Source organism: Brevibacterium luteolum (genome assembly GCF_013004595.1).
Lineage (GTDB): Bacteria > Actinomycetota > Actinomycetes > Actinomycetales > Brevibacteriaceae > Brevibacterium > Brevibacterium luteolum.
The window spans coordinates 481,930-497,316 of record NZ_JABEMC010000001.1 but is presented as its reverse complement, the minus strand read 5'-3'; the positions used below and the strand labels follow the sequence as shown (position 1 = coordinate 497,316).

Sequence of the window (15,387 nt, the reverse complement as noted above, 5' to 3'; positions counted from 1 at the left end):
TGGGGCGGCTGCAACTCAGAGCAGCTTGGCTCCGGTGAGTGCTTCGCTGAATCCGACAAGGGTGATCTGGCCGTCCTCACCGGGCGGGACGACGAAGGTGACCATGTACTGGAACTCGGTCTCCAGCTTCTTCTTCGTCGTCTTCTCGCCGGTGACCTTTGCCTGGGTCTTGGGCAGAGTGATCTCGCCGGTGCGGTCGTCCTGCTTGTCCGGGGTGATCGTCGAGGTGCCGCGGATCGAGCCGGTCACCAGTGCCCCGCCGTCGGCGGTGCGCTGGGCGACGACCTCGGGGCCGCTTTCGTACTTGTATTCGACTTTCGCCTTGCCTTCGGACAGGGTGTCCTTCTGCTTCTTCTGGGCATCGGCGATGTGCTTGCGCAGGGCGTCTTCGGTGTAGGCGCCGGCATCCTTGGCGTCCTTGCCCTTGGCGAGCACCTCAGCGTACTTCTTCACGGTGTCGGCCGGGGTCTGGCGCAGGCCCTCGGCGTCTGCCGGGAGCAGCTCTGCGCCCTGCCGGGCATCAGCGACCTCGGGGATCTGGGCGCCGCCGAGGATGACGGTCTGCGCCCACAGCTTGTAGTCAGCCCGCGGGTCGGCCTGGGAGAGCACGAGCAGCTGCAGGCTGCCGTCCTCGGCGTTCTTCGTCACCAGTTCGGTCACCCGCGGCCACTGGTCGGAGGCGGCGGTGAAGTTCAGGGCGATCTCATCGGCAGCGACGGCCGGGGGCAACTTGGCGTCCTTGGCCTTGCCCTTGACCTTGTAGGCGGCTTCGCGCTGCTGCAGAGCCGGGCCGTCGGCACGGGCCGTGAGCGCTTCAGCGTCGGTGTCCTTGTCTGCGGCGGCAACGGTCTCGGCGACCTGGCTGAGGATCTTCTCGGCCTGCCCGTCGTCGATGACGGCCACCGGGGTCTCCGGCGGGTCAGACGGCTTGGCTTTGGGCACCTCTTCGGAACCGCAGCCGGCAAGCGCGATGACCGGCACGATCGCAAACGCGGCACCGGTCTGGGCGAGCTTCTTGCGCCGCTCCTGGCGGGCCTGCCGGCGTTGGGCTTCGCGGATGGCCTTCTTGCGGTTGAACCAGCCGGCCAGGATGCCCAGTCCGATGAGGATCGCGCCGATGATCATGAGCGGGATCGCCCACGGGGTTGCGGTGTCGTTCGGCCAGGCCAGCGTCACCTTCGAGGCGGCCGGATTCTCTCCGTCGGTGCCGATGACGAAGCTCGTGCGTCCGGCGTCCTGGACCCATTCGAGCTGTGCCGGGGAGGCTGCGGTGGTCTCGGCGTTCCACAGGTCCGCGCCGGCGATCGGCGGAGTGGTGTTCTCCTCGCCGTCGACCTTCTCGGTCACGAGCCCTCCCTCACCGTCGACGCCGGTGACAGTGGTGTGGGCACTCGTGCCGACCCAGGCGTCGACGTTCTCCTTGCTGGCCTGCGCGATGGTGATCTCGCCTTCGCCTTCGACCGTCAGCTCAGCAGGGGTCTCGTAGAGGTTGAGGACCCCGGGCTCGACGACGATGACCGAGCCGGGATCGTCGAAAGTCGCCGAGCTCGTGATCTGGGTGTCCGGTGCCCAGGCGGTCTTCTGCAGTATCCCGATTCCGCCGAGGATGAGGCCGGCGATCACCAGCAGTCCGGCTAGGAAATAGCGCATGGAGTCCCTTCGTTCAACGGCTCAGGCGCGGGTGCGCACGCGTGCTTCAAGTGTAGTTGACCCGCCTCAGGATCCCGGGGTGACCCGGCGCGGCGGAGGACAGCCGACCAGGCTAGCGGCTCAGTCTGAGTGTTCGCTCAGTCGGCAGGCGCAGGACGCCGGCACTGAGGCGGCGGGCCCCAGTCCCGAGGCGGTGGGCCCCAGTCCCGAGGCGGTGGGCCGGCGGCCATGTCCTAGGATTGCTCCTGTGGCTACCGACAAGATTGTATGGATCGACTGTGAGATGACCGGCCTCAAGGTCGGCACCGACGAGCTGGTGGAGATCGCGTGCATCGTCACCGACTTCGACCTCAACCCCGTCGACGAAGGCATCGACATCGTCATCCGGCCCTCGGATGCGGCCCGAGCCCAGATGGGTGAATTCGTCACGAATATGCACACCGCCTCCGGGCTCATCGACGAGCTCGATGCCGGCACGGATGTCGCCTCTGCCGAAGAGCAGGTCATCGACTACATCCGCCAGCATGTGCACGCCTCGGTGCGCGCCCCGCTGGGCGGCAACTCAGTCGGCACCGACAAACAGTTCCTGCAGGCGCAGATGCCGCACCTCGTCGAGGTGCTGCACTACCGGATCATCGACGTCTCCTCGATCAAGGAACTGGCCAAGCGCTGGTACCCGCGCGCCTACTACTGCGCCCCGGCCAAGACCGGCGGGCACCGGGCGCTGGGCGATATCCAGGATTCGATCCGCGAGCTGCAGTACTACCGCACACTGCTCTTCCGCGCCGAAGAGCCGACCGGGGATGAGGCGACCGCAGCCGCCCAAGCGGTCAGCGGCGCCTGACCATTCCCGACCCCGGCGCGAACACCTTCGCCGGGAACACCCCGGACTTCACCACGGTGCGCGCCAGCGGCGTCGCCAGCTCCGCCAGCCGGGCAAGCTCATGCTCATCGAGCATGCTCCACGCATGGGCGACGGTGTCGTCGGTGGCGTCCTCGATCGCCTCACGCAGCACGATCGCCTCATCGGTCAGCGCCAGCCCGCCGGTGGCCACCTGCTCCGGATCGGCCGCCTCGGCGTCGGTGTGCTGGCCGGTGCGCTGCAGCAGGCCGTTGTCGATCAGCCCCTCGACGTAGGTCTCCCAGATCTCGTGCGACCAGCCGCGCGAGCGGCGCGCGGACCGCGCGGTGAAGCTCGTACCGCTGGCCACATGCAGGATGACCGATTCCAAACCGGTGAGATCGTGAGCCAGCAGCGCAGCGATATGCCCGTCACCGCGGTATTCGCGCAGCAGCGTCACCGCTGCCCACAGCTGGGTCAGCGGCGCGAGCACGCCGTCACTGGTGGCGATCCCCTCCGACAGCGCCTCGGCATGGGCGGCGAACAGCGTCCGGCCGTCGGGCAGCATCACTTCGAGCACCGGCTGCAGCAGCGTCAGCACCTCGGCGGCGGCATCGGCCAGCGCATCGGTTTCGACCCCCTCGGCAGTGAAGATCTCAGCCATCATCTCCTCGACCCCGCGATGCCGGGCGGCAAGCACCGCCTCGGGCGCGGCGAGATCCCAGCAGGCCGGGACGAACTCGCTGATAAAGTCAGCGTTGAAACTGTAGAACGTCGCAGCGACGACCGAGGCCGGCACCCGGCCGAGCGCAGCCGAACGCGCAGCGAAGTACCCGCCAGAGGGGTGCGTCAGCCCGATCTCGGCCAACGCGCGGGCGACCGCCGGGGAGAAGTAGCTGGCGGAGTGAAGTGCATCGAGCCGCTTCGTCGTCGTGCGGATGCGTTCGATGTGTTGCGCGTCATACATGGACCCAGCATAGGAGATGCGGATGAACTCAGCGCCTGCCGCTGAGCGCCGATGAGACAGAAGGAGGGTGTTGGAACATGCGGATTGAGGAGCTGCGCGCCAGTTATGAACAGTCGCTGCAGGAGGCAGTCGACCGCAACGACGTCTATGCGATGACCCACACCCTCGATGAGATGACCGTCAGCGATGTCACCGCGGTCATCGAGCGGATGAACCCGCGCGATCGGGCGGTGGTCTACCGGCTGCTGTCGAAGGACCGCGCCGCCCAGGTCTTCGACGCCCTCGACGCGGAGCTGCGCGGCGAGCTCGTCAACGGACTGACGGACAAAGAGGTCACCGCGGTCCTCGACGAACTCGATCCCGATGACGCCGTCGAACTGCTCGATGAGCTGCCGGCCGGGGTCGCCTCGAAGATGCTGCGCACCCTTGATCGCTCGCAGCGGGAGCTGACGGCGATCGTGCTCGGCTATCCGCGCGGTTCGGTCGGACGCCGAATGAGCCCGCAGCTCATCCACGTGCTCGAGACCGCCAGCGCTGCCGAGGTGATGGAGCATGTGCGGGCGCGGTCGAAGGACTCGGAGACGCTGTACACGATCCCGGTGCTCACCGCTGACCGGATCGTCACCGGTGTGGTGAGCCTGCGCGATGTCATCGAAGCCGCGCCGGACACGCTCGTGCGCGACTTCATGGTCAAGCCCGAGATGGTCCACGCCCGCACCCCAATCGAGACCGCTGCCCGCCGGTGTGCGGAGGCGAAGGTGCTCGCAATGCCGGTCGTCGACTCCGAGCAGCGGCTCGTCGGCATCTTCACCATCGACGATGCTCTCACGGTGCTCGAGGACGAGGAGTCCGAGGACCTGGCGCGCATGTCCGGTTCGGAGCCGCTGCGCCGGCCGTACATGTCGACCTCGATCATCACACTCATGCGCTCGCGCATCATCTGGCTGCTCGTGCTCGCCATCGGGGCGACGCTGACAGTGCAGGTGCTGGAGGTCTTCGAGGCCACACTGAGCCAGATGCTCGTGCTTTCGGTGTTCGTCCCGCTGCTCATCGGCACCGGCGGCAACACCGGCAATCAGGCGGCGACGACGGTCACGCGTGCTCTGGCGCTGGGCGATGTGTCGCCGCGGGACTCGTTCAAGGTCATCGGCCGCGAGTTCCTCGTCGGTCTCATGCTCGGCGTCTCGCTCGGCACGCTCGGGTTCCTGCTCACAACTGCGGTGTACGACTTCCACATCGGACTCGTCATCGGGCTCACCCTCGTCTGCGTGTGCACGATGGCTGCCACCGTCGGCGGAGTCATGCCGATGGCAGCGCAGGCGCTGCGTGCTGACCCTGCCGTGTTCTCCAACCCGTTCATCACAACCTTCGTCGACGCGTCGGGTCTGCTCATCTACTTCGGCATCGCCAAGCTGCTTCTCGGGATCTGAGAGTCGGACGCTGTGGCGCCTGGGCTTCGCGTCTGTCTCTCAACCAGACGCCTGCCCTGTCACTCCTGACCGCCGGCACGGTTGCGGTGATACTGATTCGCCGCCGCAGCGATGAGCAGACCTGACCCGCACCAGATCGCTGCCGCAGGCCCGACCGGAGCGGCGACGACACCGGCGATGAGCGGCATCGCCACCTGCCCGATCCGGTTGCCCATCAGGCGCAGCGCCAGCGCTGAACCGCGCCAGGCCGCAGGCACCGATGAGGTGATGAGCGCCATCGTCAGCGGCTGACCCAACCCCAGGAAGAACCCGCTGATGAGCATGAACAGCGCCGCCAGCCACATCCAGTCGAGCACAATCGGCGGGAAGATCAGTGACACTCCGGCACCGAGCACGCTGACGAAGACGAGCAGGCTGCGGTCGAAGCGGTGGGAGAAGTACGGCAGGAACACGCGCGAGATGATCGAGGAGACACCGCGGACGGCCAGCAGCACGCCGATCCAGGCCGGGGCGACACCATGCTCCTCGCCGACGAGCGGGAGGAAGGCGACGAGGATGTCGAGGACGGCCAGCAGCGCCAGCGACGACAGCATCGCCGCCCGGATGTCGCCGTTGGACAGGATCGAGCGCACGCGCGCCTGCTCCGGCTCCGACGTCTCCGGTGCGTCCGTCTCCGGCTGCGGGTCTGCAGTCCGCTCCCCCGCCTCGGGACCGGCCGGTGCCCCGGACGCAGCCTCTGCCTCGGGCTCAGCCCCCGCCTCGGGACCGGTCGATCCCTGCTGGCGGGGCTGGAAGGCCCGGGAGCTGAAGAGCATGAGCGGCACCGCACCAGCGGTGATGATCGCACCGAGCCACAACGCCAGCGACACCTCGCCAGTCCGGGTGGCAGCCTGACTGCCGAGCAGCAGGGTGACACCGAGCGGACCGATCATCTGCCCGGCGGAGTATGCAGCGGTGAACCAACCGAAGCCGAAGTCGAGCTGATCGGCCCGCGCGTAGCGGGCGATCGAGGACTGTCCGGCGATCGTGAAGACGAGATGGCCGATGCCCAGGATCGCATTGGCCACTGCCACGAGCACGAGTGACTGGGCGAGCGCGAGCAGCACGCCGCCGGCGACGAGGATGAGCGCCCCGACAAGGACCATGAGCCGCAGCCGGGTGGTGCGATCCGATAGGCGTCCGAGGGCGAGTGCCGCCACGAGCGGGACGAGGGCGTAGATCGCAGTGACGAGACCAACAGAGGTCGCCCCGGTGCCGAGGTCGATGAGCTTGTATGTCGTCACCGGCCGCAGCAAATACACACCGGTCTGCGTGCACACGGCGGCTGCCACGAGCAGCCACAGCCACATGTGCGAGGACTGCTGTGCCCTGTTCATCTGCCTGTCTGCCTGCGCCTCTCGTGTGCTGCCGGTTGTGCTGTCATCGTATACCCGCCCCACCGCCTCGGGCCCGGTGCGTTCGACCCGCTCAGGGAGCTCTGTTGCACGAGCTGAGATGATCCTCGACACAGTCTGAGCAAATGCCTAGAATTTATCGGTCAGTGCCCATGGCGCAGACGATGCCGCATCGCCGACGCCGCCGACCTCGAAAGGACACAGCCGCTCGTGGGACGTCCACCAACCTCAGGCAGCACGCAGACGCGCGGTCCCTCCCCGCGCGCAAAGAAGATCGCGCTGACGGTCTATGCGTTCGTCGCCGTCATCTCGATCGCCACCGCGACCTTCTTCTCGTTCTCCTCCTCCAGCCAGGCCGGTGACCTGCGCGCCGGGCTGACGATGATCGCCCCTGCCGGAGCCGGGGGCGGCTGGGATTCCTTCGTGCGCGAGCAGCAGCAGGCCATGCGCCTGTCCGGCGTCGCCCGCAACGCCCAAGTCGTCAACATCCCCGGCGCCGGCGGCACGATCGGCCTGGGCCGTTTCTCCACCATGCACGGTGAGGCTTCGACGATCATGGCGACCGGCTCGGCGATGACCGGCGGCATCGAACTCAACGATTCCCCGGTCGGCTTCGACGACGTCACCCTGCTGGCCCGGATGGCGGAGGACTACGACGTCGTCATCGCCCCGGTCGATGCTCCGTATGACGACATCCCCGGTCTGCTCGAAGCATGGAAGGACGATCCGAGCGGCTTCCGCTGGACCGGCGGTTCGGCCGGCTCGCTCGATCACCAGGTTATCGCCCGCCTGGCGCAGGAAGCCGGAATCGACGGCAGGGACATCACCTACATCCCGAAATCCGGTGGCGGTGAGGCGATCCAGACGCTGCTCTCCGACACCACCGATGTCGCCTCGACCGGCTACAACGAGGTCTCCGACCAGATCGAGGCCGGCCGCATCAAAGCACTCGGGCTGACCTCGCCGGGACCGCTCGATGGCGTCGACGTCGAGCCGATGGTCGACCAGGGCGTCGACGTCGTCATGGGCAACTGGCGCGGCATGCTCGCCGCCCCCGGCATCACTGATGAGGAGAAATCCGAACTCATCGCGATGCTCGAGGAAACCCGCAACAGCGAGGAGTGGAAGGACGCGCTCCAGCGCAACTCCTGGACTGATGCGTGGATGACCGGTGAGGAGTTCGAGGACTTCCTCGCCGAGGACCAGAAGAACACTGCCGAGCTGCTTGGGGAGCTGGGACTGTGAACGAGACCCCTGCACACACCGGAGCCCACACCTCGGGCACGCACCGCACCGCTGCCGCGGGCGGGGGCGCGGGAGCCAGCGCGGGCGCAGCCGGCGACAGGTCCTGGTGGACCGGCCGCTCCGGGCTGGTGCTCGCGCTCATCATGGCCGCCTTCGGCACGTACATGCTCTACGGCGTGCTGACGATGCAGGTCGCCGAAGATGCCGACAAGCCCGGCCCGCAGTTCGTGCCGATGGTCATTGCGACCGCCAGCTACCTGCTGGCCGCGCTGCTCGCCGTCGCCTACATCCGCACGCCCGAGGCCCCGGTCGAGGCTGGCGGGGCGGTTGCCGGCGGCACCTCAGCCGACCCGGATGACATCGCCGCAGCCCAGGGCCGCTACCGCACCTTCAGCGACTACGCGTCCTTAGCGTGGGCGATCAGCGGTTTCGCCGGTTTCGTGCTCCTGCTCGAACCGCTCGGCTGGATCCTCGCTGCCGCTGGCCTGTACTGGTGCGTCACGCGCGCGATGGGTTCGACGAAGCCGCTGTTCGATGCGACCGTCGCACTCACCGTGTCCTCGATCATCTACCTGGCCCTCGGCGTCTCGCTCGGTCTCAACCTGCCCTCGGGCATCCTCGGAGGTCTGTGATGCTTGACAGTCTCATGTCCCTCTTCGGCGGCTTCGCCGAAGCCGTCACCCCGATGAACCTCCTATGGGTGTTCGTCGGCTGCCTGCTCGGCACCGCTGTCGGCGTGCTGCCCGGTCTCGGCTCGTCGATGGCGGTCGCGCTGCTGCTGCCGATGACCTTCGCCCTCGACCCGGCCGGTGCGCTCATCCTCATGTCCGGGGTGTACTTCGGCGGGCTGTTCGGCGACTCGACGATGGGCATCCTCGCCGGCACCCCCGGCCAGCCATCAGCGATCGCTACCTCGATCGAAGGACACCGGATGGCCAAAGCAGGCCGCGCCCCGCAAGCGCTGGCGGCCGCGGCTATCGGCGCATTCATCGGCGGCATCGTCTCCTCCGTCGTCGTTGTGTTCTTCGCTCCGGCGCTGGCGGACTTCGCTACGAACTTCGGGCCCGCCGAATACACGGCACTCGCCCTCTTCGCCTTCGTGGCGACCTCCTCGGTCGTGGCCGACTCGGTGCTCAAGGGGCTTTCGGCCCTCGTGCTCGGCGTGGGCATCTCACTGGTGGGCATCGACTCGGTCTCCGGCACCGAGAGGATGACCTTCGGTCTGCCCGGACTGTTCGACGGCATCTCACTCGTCACCGTCACCGTTGCGATCCTCGCCCTCGGCGAGGTGTTCCACATCGCCTCCCGGATCCGGCGCACCGAGCACCTGACGCAGACCCCGGAGACCGGCCGGCCGTTCCTGTCGCGAGCTGAGTTCCGCGAGTCGATGCCGGCCTGGCTGCGCGGCACCGCGATCGGCCTGCCCTTCGGCGTCATCCCCGTCGGCGGTGCCGATGTGCCGACCTTCCTGTCCTACGGGCTGGAGAAGCGCCTGGACAAGAACCGCAGGGACCCGCAGTTCGGGCGCGGTGCCATCCGCGGCATCGCCGGCCCCGAGGCGGCGGGCAACGCGACGACGGCGATGGCGATTGGCGCGCTTCTGGCACTCGGCCTGCCGATCTCAGCGACCGCAGCGATCATGCTGGCGGCACTGCGCCAGTTCGGTCTGCAGCCCGGCCCGCTGCTGTTCGACCGAGCGCCAGACCTCGTATGGGCGCTGCTGGCCTCGTTCTTCATCGCGATGATCATGCTGCTCATCCTCAACCTGCCGCTGGCCAGCGTGTGGGCGAGCCTCATGAAGATCCCGGCCCCGCACCTGTACGCCGGCATCGCCGTGTTCTGCGGCCTGGGCGTCTATGCCACCTCCTCGTCGGTGTTCGATCTGGCGCTGCTGCTCATCATCGCCGTGCTCGGTCTCGTGCTGCGCCGCTACGGTGTGCCGCTGGCTCCGCTCATGATCGGCATGGTGCTCGGTCCGCTGGCGGAGACGAACTTCCGCGATGCGCTGCTGAGCTCCGGCGGCAGCTACGCCACCTTCTTCAGCTCACCGCTGTCGATCATCCTCTACGTCGTGCTCGCCGCCGCACTCGTCTACACGACGATCGGCCGGCTGCGCGGCCGCCGGGTCGGCGACATCGGCGACGCCTCAGCCTCAGCTGATGCCGAGGCCGAGCACGCTGAGGATGCCGAGGATCAGAAGCTGCGCTGACCGACTGGCTGCCGGTGAGCCCGGCGCTGCTGGGCGATCGCCAGACCGAGAGCTGCGATCGCCCAGCACGCCCAGCCGGTCGCGGCGGTGAGCCAGAACGCGGTGCCTGACCAACTCGTCTGCGCGACTACGAGATTCGAGGCGATGTAGGCGAAGACGGTGTTGAGCACCGTGTGGGCGATGATCGCCGGGATCACCGAACTGCTCAGCACCCGCAGGGCGGTCAGCGTCAGCGACGCCAGCCCGAGGTTCATGAGCGTGACGATGACCGCGCGCTCGCTCATCTCGCCTAAGTGCAGGTAGGTCAGCATGAGCGGGGCGTGCCAGATCACCCAGAACACCGCGATCACCCCGGCCGCGGTGCCGGTGCCGAGGCCCGTCAGCCGGGTATGCAGGTAGCCGCGCCAGGCGATCTCCTCACCGGTGACCTGGACGAGCATGAGCACTGCCGCCAGCGGCAGCAGGGTGAGCACCGCGAGCGCATCTGCGCCGATGTTCAGCGGCTGCCAGCCGGCGAACGCCCCGATGCCGGTCGACACGGCTGCAACGCTCAGCAGCACCGCCAGCGCTGCGAGGCTGCCGGTCCACGGGCGCCCGGTCGTCAGCCCAGCCTGGCTCCTGAAGCCCGCCACCGCCTCGGGCGCGGCGCGGGACCGGGTGATGCGGTCGGCGATGAAGCACGTCAACGCTGGGGTCCAGGCAACGGTGAGGATGACGACCGGCAGGAGTATGGGATCGGCGCCGAACCAGAACGGCACGACCGCTGCGGTGCTGATGGCCAGCAGGATCGCGCCGATCGCGATGACGTCAGCGGGGATGCTCGCCGCAGCCTCCAGCCGCTCGCCGGTGAGGCTGTCCGGGGTGGGGGTCGGTGCGGTAGGGGCGGCCGGGATGGTCATGGCGACTCCTCGTCGTCGAAGCTGTGCTTCCACTCTCGTCGCTGCCGCGTGCTGCCGGGATGGAGGTGCCCGCCGCCTCGGGTGGGGAAATCCCCCCGATCCTCAGCCGGCGCCCGGGTGCGGTGTGCTCGGCTGTGCTCCGGGCTGGTGGGAGGGCCCGAACCCTGGGGGCTGGGCCCCGTCAGTGGCTGGTGGCTGGGTTCCCGCCTGGGCCGGCTGCGGTGGGGTCAGCGGGGCGCCGCTGCTGGCATGGGCGGTGCGGTTGGCGGCGTCGAAGACCGCGCGGACGTAGGCATCGGATGGGTTGTAGGCGAGGATCGCCTGGGTCCAGCCCTCCGGGGTGGCGAGGTTGCGCTGGCCGTTGCACAGGTACTTCGCCGCCGAGGCGGTGGCGTCGTCGATGTTCTGGGCGTCCGCGGTGCCGTCGCCGTTGCCGTCGATGCCGAAGGCCTGCCACGTTGCCGGCAGGAACTGCATCGGCCCGACCGCCCGGTCGAAGTCGCGGTCCTGATCGAGTCTGCCGCCGTCGGTGTCGGTGATGCGGGCGAGTCCGCGGCCGTTGAGCTGCGGGCCGATGATCGGCTGGGCGGCAGTTCCTGCGGCTGTCACCGAGGTGCCGCCGAGGGTGCCGTGGGCGGATTCGACGAACCCGATGCCGGCCAGGGTGTTCCAGCGCAGCCCGCACTGCGGGAACTGGCGGGCCGCCCAGATCTCGGCGGCGACATAGCTCTGCAGCACCCGGGCGGGGATGCCGGTGCGCCTGGACTGGTCGGCGATCCACTGGGAGGACACCTGGGTGCGCTGCAGCTGCGCGGTGTCTGCTCCCCCACCGGCGTCCGGGCCAGCCGGTGCCTCCTGGGCTGGGGTGGGCACCGCCTCGGCGGTGGGCCGCGGGTCGTGCGGTGACTGGGCTCTCGCCCGCTGGTGGGCGCCGACGAGGTCGCTGAGGAAGAGCATCGTGAGCACGGCCAGACTCAGCCCGAAGGCGATGAGCCCGACGGCGCGCAGGCGGGCCGGCTTCATGTGGACCTCCCGGGGCTGAGGCTGCGCACAAGCAGCAGGGTTCCCCAGCCGGCGGCGGTGAGTGCGATGCCCATACCGAGGCCTGCCAGCAGCCACATCCAGGCAGCCGGGCCGGTGACGGCCGGGGGTGGTGCCGCCTCGGGGCTGGGCTGCTGTTCGGGCAGGTCCGGCTGGGCGAGAGTGGAGGCCATCGACACGTCGGTGCAGGTTCCCACCAGGGCGGCGAGCGCGGTGTTGGTCGCCACTGGGGAGGCGACCTCGCCGACGGAGAAGTGCAGCGGGACGACGATCTCCTGGGCCGAGGTGCTGCTGTTGCCGGTGCGAATGACGGTGTTGACGGTATAGGTGCCCGGTTGGGTGAAAGCGAAGCGGGGGAACTCGGTGCCGCCGGCCGGCACACTCATCGCCGATCCGGCGGCAGCCAGCAGGGAGCTGTCGCCGAACTCATCGGTGCCGATGAGGGCGACGTCGCCGGGCCCTGCGACGGTGTCGATGCCGACCTCGACGCTGCCGCGCAGCTGCCCGCCGACAGCCGCGATGCCGATGGCCGGTGCGCTCATCCCGTCCTGGGAGCTGGCCCACAGCTCGTCACCGGGTTTCGCGATGTCACCGAGTCCGTCGTCGCCGACGGTGAGGGTGGCGGTGGCTGGCAGCACGTAGTCGACATCGGCGAGCTGGCGGGTGACCGGGGTGTGGGTGCGTAGGTCGGTGAGTTCGGCGCGCGGACCGGTGAAGTCGTGGGTGATGGCCAGCTGGGTGAGCCCGGAGCGGACCTGGACGCGCTGGCCTGCGGCTGCCGGGGTGCACATGAGCCCGAAAGCCGGCACCACCGGAGCGGAGATGCTCTGGACGAGCGGCAGGCCGGGCACCGGAGCAGAGGCGACCATATCGGAGCCGAACACGGCCCCTTGGTCGGCCAGCGTGCGCCGCTCCTCTAGGCTCAGACCGCCCTCAGGATCGGAGTCGCGGCTGTCCGTGTCATCGCTGTTGGTGTCCTCGCCGGTGTCGTCGTCTTTGTCTCCGTCGTCACCGGTGTCGGTGTCATCGGGGTCGCCGGAGTCGTCGGGGTCCTCGGACTCGTCGTCGGGGGCGGCGTCGGGGTCGCGCGGATCGGGGCAGGTGCGTGCATCAGCGCCGCGCAGCCCGTAGTGCAGTGTGGTGGCAACGGCCGGTTCCTTCCTCCCTGCCGCGACGATGTCGAGGCCCAGGCAGTGCGGGCCGGTGGTGGGGAACGCGGCGTCGAAGACGAGCCGGGTCGGGTCGGTCATGCGCATCGTCACGGTCTTCGCGCTCCCGGGATGATGCTGGGTGCCGCGCGGGTCGGCGGGGTTCGTCAGCTGCACCTTCTCAGCACTGCGGATGCGCACCTCGACCCAGTCACGGGGCCCTGGTTCATGCGCGGTCTCCGCGCCCGAGGCGGTGGTGCCGGTGAGCTGGTCGATGTCGAGGGTGATGTCCTCGGCGATCGCACCGTCCTCGTGCTTCTCGAGCTTCCGGTCGAGGTCACTGGCCTTCGCCCACTCCCGGCCAGCGCGGGTGAAGGCCCCTTCTGGGGTGATGTGCACGGCACCCTCGCCTGGACCGGGCTTCGCCTTCGGGGTGGGCATCGGCTGCGGTGCGATGTGGGGCAGCTCGGTGTAGTCCGGGCAGGTCGTCGCGTCGCCTGCACCCGTGCCGCTAGTGGTGACGACGGTGTCGATCGTGGCCCGCTGAGTCTTCTCGCCCTTCTTCACGACAGCCGAGACGCGTACGCCCAGGCAGGCGCCTGACTCCAGGCCGGTGACCGGCAGGTGGCCGGTGGTCTGCGGGCGCATCTGCACAGCCGCCGGCAGCCTCCGGCCGGCGAACTCCGCCTCGGGCACGGTCGAACGGTCGATGCGCACGGTCACCGGACCGAGAGCACGAGCGAAGGAACGCGTGTCGACGTGCAGGCGCCCGGCACTCTCACCAGTGGTCTTCAGCGACACGGGAGCGTCGGCACTGTCGGTGCCCGGCGCCTCGGCTGCGGTCACCGGCATCCAGCCGAACGCGACGTGTGCGGCGGCAAGCAGGGTGACCACCAGCAGCGATACTGCCTGCCGGAGGGTCTCAGGCATGGGCGACCACCCGCTGGCGGCCGCGCATGAGCAGGCCGTGGCGTGGGGCGACGATCCACAGCAGCAGGAACACTGCGGTGAGCACCAGGACGATGGTGCCGCCGACGGGCAGATCGAAACCCCAGGACAGGTACAGGCCGGCGAATGCGCCGACCGCACCGATGACGGGGGCGAGGATCATCATCGAAACAAGCCGGTCGGTCAGCAGGCGGGCGGCGGCGGCCGGGGCGATGAGCAGGGCGAGGACGAGGATGTTGCCGATGGTCTGGACGGACACGACGATCGCCAGGGTGACGAGCACGTAGAGGACGATGTCGAGCCAGAACACCGGCAAGCCCATGGCGCGGGCGAAGTCGCGGTCGAGGCTGACGGCCACGAGTTCCTTGTGGAGTACGACGAGCAGCGTGATGATGAGCGTGCCGGTGATCGCGACGGTGTAGACGTCGCGGGTGGGGATGCCGGTGATCGAGCCGAACAGGAAGTCCGTCAGGGAGCCGGCGTAACCGGGTGCCTGGGAGATGATGACGATGCCGGCGGCGAAGGCGGCGACGAAGAACACGCCGATGATGCTGTCCTCCTTCAGCCGGCGGTTCTGGGAGAAGATCGCGACGAGGATCGCGGTGCACACGCCGGCTACCGCCCCGCCGAGGACGAGGGAGCCCTGCAGCACGAAGGCGATCGCCAGGCCGGGGAACACCGAGTGGGCGACAGCGTCGCCGATGAAGGACATGCCGCGCAGCACGACGTAGGTGCCGACGACACCGCAGATGATCGAGGCCATGACCGCCATGAGCAGCGCCTTGGGCAGGAAGGCGAGCATCGGGTTGGTCAGGTCGGAAAGGAAGTCGATGAAGCTCATGCGATCAGTCCGATGCTGGTGAGAAGCGGTGAAGTCGCCGAGACGCTGAAGGTGTCCATCCACGCCTGCCGGTCGCGGACCTCATCCGGTGTGCCCTGCTGGCGGATGGTTCCGCGCAGCAGCGCGATCTGCGTGCAGGTGGCCATTGCTGAAGGCAGGTCGTGGGTGGACATGATGACGGTGCGCCCGTGTGCGGCGAGCCGGCCGAAGAGGCCGGTGAGCAGTTCGGCGGTCGGCATGTCGACGCCGGTGAATGGCTCGTCGAGCAGCAGCAGCTGGGAGTCCATCGCAAGTGCCCGGGCGACGAGCACCCGCTGGCGCTGCCCGCCGGAGAGCTCGGCGACCGGGCGACCCCGCACATGGTCGAGTTCGACCTGGGCGAGCGCGGTGTTGACGGCCTGAAAGTCGGCGACCTGCGGGCGGCGCAGCCAGCCCAGCCGTGAGGACCGGCCGGTGAGCACGACGTCTTCGACGCTGATCGGGAAGTCCCAGGTGAATTCGTGGCGCTGGGGCACATACCCGATCCGCCCGCGCAGCGCTGCGGCCGGCTTGCCGGCGACGCGGATGTCCCCGCGGTGCGGGAGGAGCCCGAGGATCGCGCGCAGCAGGGTCGTCTTGCCCGCACCATTGGGTCCGAGCAACCCGAGGAACTGGCCGTGCTCGACGGTGAGGTTCAGCCCGGTGAGCACCGGCCTGCCGCCGAGGTCGACGGTGAGCCCGGCGACCGTCAGTGCCGCGCCCGAGGCGGTAGCCGTGCTGGTCACGTCTGCCTGC

Annotated in this window: 13 protein-coding genes; 5 read left to right on the top strand and 8 right to left on the bottom strand. The window is 68.8% G+C overall.

Going from position 1 to position 15,387, the window contains the following annotated elements; genetic code table 11:
* Positions 1 to 15 precede the first annotated feature (15 nt).
* Positions 16 to 1,650: a DUF8094 domain-containing protein gene (locus tag HLA91_RS02340; protein WP_170273336.1), complete on the bottom strand. Its 1,635-nt coding sequence runs from the start codon at positions 1,648 to 1,650 to the stop codon at positions 16 to 18.
* Between the two features lie 283 nt (positions 1,651 to 1,933).
* Here HLA91_RS02340 and orn point away from each other — a divergent pair, with 283 nt between their 5' ends.
* Complete coding sequence (gene orn / locus HLA91_RS02335) at positions 1,934 to 2,494, top strand: oligoribonuclease (RefSeq protein WP_239557144.1); 561 nt, start codon at positions 1,934 to 1,936, stop codon at positions 2,492 to 2,494.
* Here the strand turns inward: orn and HLA91_RS02330 are convergent.
* The gene (locus tag HLA91_RS02330) at positions 2,481 to 3,458 is read right to left on the bottom strand and encodes an SCO6745 family protein (protein WP_170273334.1); all 978 of its coding nucleotides are present in this window, start codon (positions 3,456 to 3,458) and stop codon (positions 2,481 to 2,483) included. The two genes, orn and HLA91_RS02330, sit on opposite strands and share 14 nt — an antisense overlap.
* A 77-nt stretch (positions 3,459 to 3,535) precedes the next feature.
* Between HLA91_RS02330 and mgtE the strand changes: the two genes are divergently transcribed.
* Positions 3,536 to 4,888, top strand: coding sequence for a magnesium transporter (gene mgtE, locus HLA91_RS02325; protein WP_170273333.1), 1,353 nt, complete (start codon positions 3,536 to 3,538; stop codon positions 4,886 to 4,888).
* A 59-nt stretch (positions 4,889 to 4,947) separates the two neighbouring features.
* Here the strand turns inward: mgtE and HLA91_RS02320 are convergent, their stop codons facing one another.
* Positions 4,948 to 6,264 carry an MFS transporter gene (locus tag HLA91_RS02320; RefSeq protein ID WP_239557015.1) on the bottom strand — a complete coding sequence of 439 codons (1,317 nt, stop codon included), beginning with the start codon at positions 6,262 to 6,264 and terminating at the stop codon, positions 4,948 to 4,950.
* Between the two features lie 228 nt (positions 6,265 to 6,492).
* On the opposite strand from HLA91_RS02320, the gene HLA91_RS02315 reads away from it, so the two are divergent.
* Genes HLA91_RS02315 through HLA91_RS02305 form a run of 3 tightly spaced genes read left to right on the top strand, consistent with a single transcriptional unit; the run spans position 6,493 to position 9,736 of the window.
* Positions 6,493 to 7,527 carry a Bug family tripartite tricarboxylate transporter substrate binding protein gene (locus tag HLA91_RS02315; RefSeq protein WP_338076721.1) on the top strand — a complete coding sequence of 345 codons (1,035 nt, stop codon included), beginning with the start codon at positions 6,493 to 6,495 and terminating at the stop codon, positions 7,525 to 7,527.
* Positions 7,524 to 8,159: a tripartite tricarboxylate transporter TctB family protein gene (locus tag HLA91_RS02310; protein ID WP_338076720.1), complete on the top strand. Its 636-nt coding sequence runs from the start codon at positions 7,524 to 7,526 to the stop codon at positions 8,157 to 8,159. The genes HLA91_RS02315 and HLA91_RS02310 overlap by 4 nt, the downstream gene beginning before the upstream one ends.
* A complete protein-coding gene (locus HLA91_RS02305) occupies positions 8,159 to 9,736 on the top strand; it encodes a tripartite tricarboxylate transporter permease (protein WP_170273332.1) in 1,578 nt (525 codons plus the stop codon). Before HLA91_RS02310 ends, HLA91_RS02305 begins: the two co-directional genes overlap by 1 nt.
* Here HLA91_RS02305 and HLA91_RS02300 read toward each other — a convergent pair.
* The 5 genes from HLA91_RS02300 to HLA91_RS02280 form a co-directional block, all read right to left on the bottom strand.
* The gene (locus tag HLA91_RS02300) at positions 9,721 to 10,635 is read right to left on the bottom strand and encodes a CPBP family intramembrane glutamic endopeptidase (protein WP_170273331.1); all 915 of its coding nucleotides are present in this window, start codon (positions 10,633 to 10,635) and stop codon (positions 9,721 to 9,723) included. The two genes, HLA91_RS02305 and HLA91_RS02300, sit on opposite strands and share 16 nt — an antisense overlap.
* A 102-nt stretch (positions 10,636 to 10,737) precedes the next feature.
* Positions 10,738 to 11,658, bottom strand: a complete 921-nt coding sequence (locus tag HLA91_RS02295) for a lytic transglycosylase domain-containing protein (RefSeq protein ID WP_239557014.1) — start codon at positions 11,656 to 11,658, stop codon at positions 10,738 to 10,740.
* The gene (locus tag HLA91_RS02290) at positions 11,655 to 13,754 is read right to left on the bottom strand and encodes a hypothetical protein (protein WP_170273330.1); all 2,100 of its coding nucleotides are present in this window, start codon (positions 13,752 to 13,754) and stop codon (positions 11,655 to 11,657) included. Before HLA91_RS02290 ends, HLA91_RS02295 begins: the two co-directional genes overlap by 4 nt.
* The gene (locus HLA91_RS02285; protein WP_170273329.1) at positions 13,747 to 14,613 is read right to left on the bottom strand and encodes an anchored repeat-type ABC transporter permease subunit; all 867 of its coding nucleotides are present in this window, start codon (positions 14,611 to 14,613) and stop codon (positions 13,747 to 13,749) included. Before HLA91_RS02285 ends, HLA91_RS02290 begins: the two co-directional genes overlap by 8 nt.
* A complete protein-coding gene (locus tag HLA91_RS02280; protein WP_259855203.1) occupies positions 14,610 to 15,377 on the bottom strand; it encodes an anchored repeat-type ABC transporter ATP-binding subunit in 768 nt (255 codons plus the stop codon). The genes HLA91_RS02285 and HLA91_RS02280 overlap by 4 nt, the downstream gene beginning before the upstream one ends.
* Positions 15,378 to 15,387 lie beyond the last annotated feature (10 nt).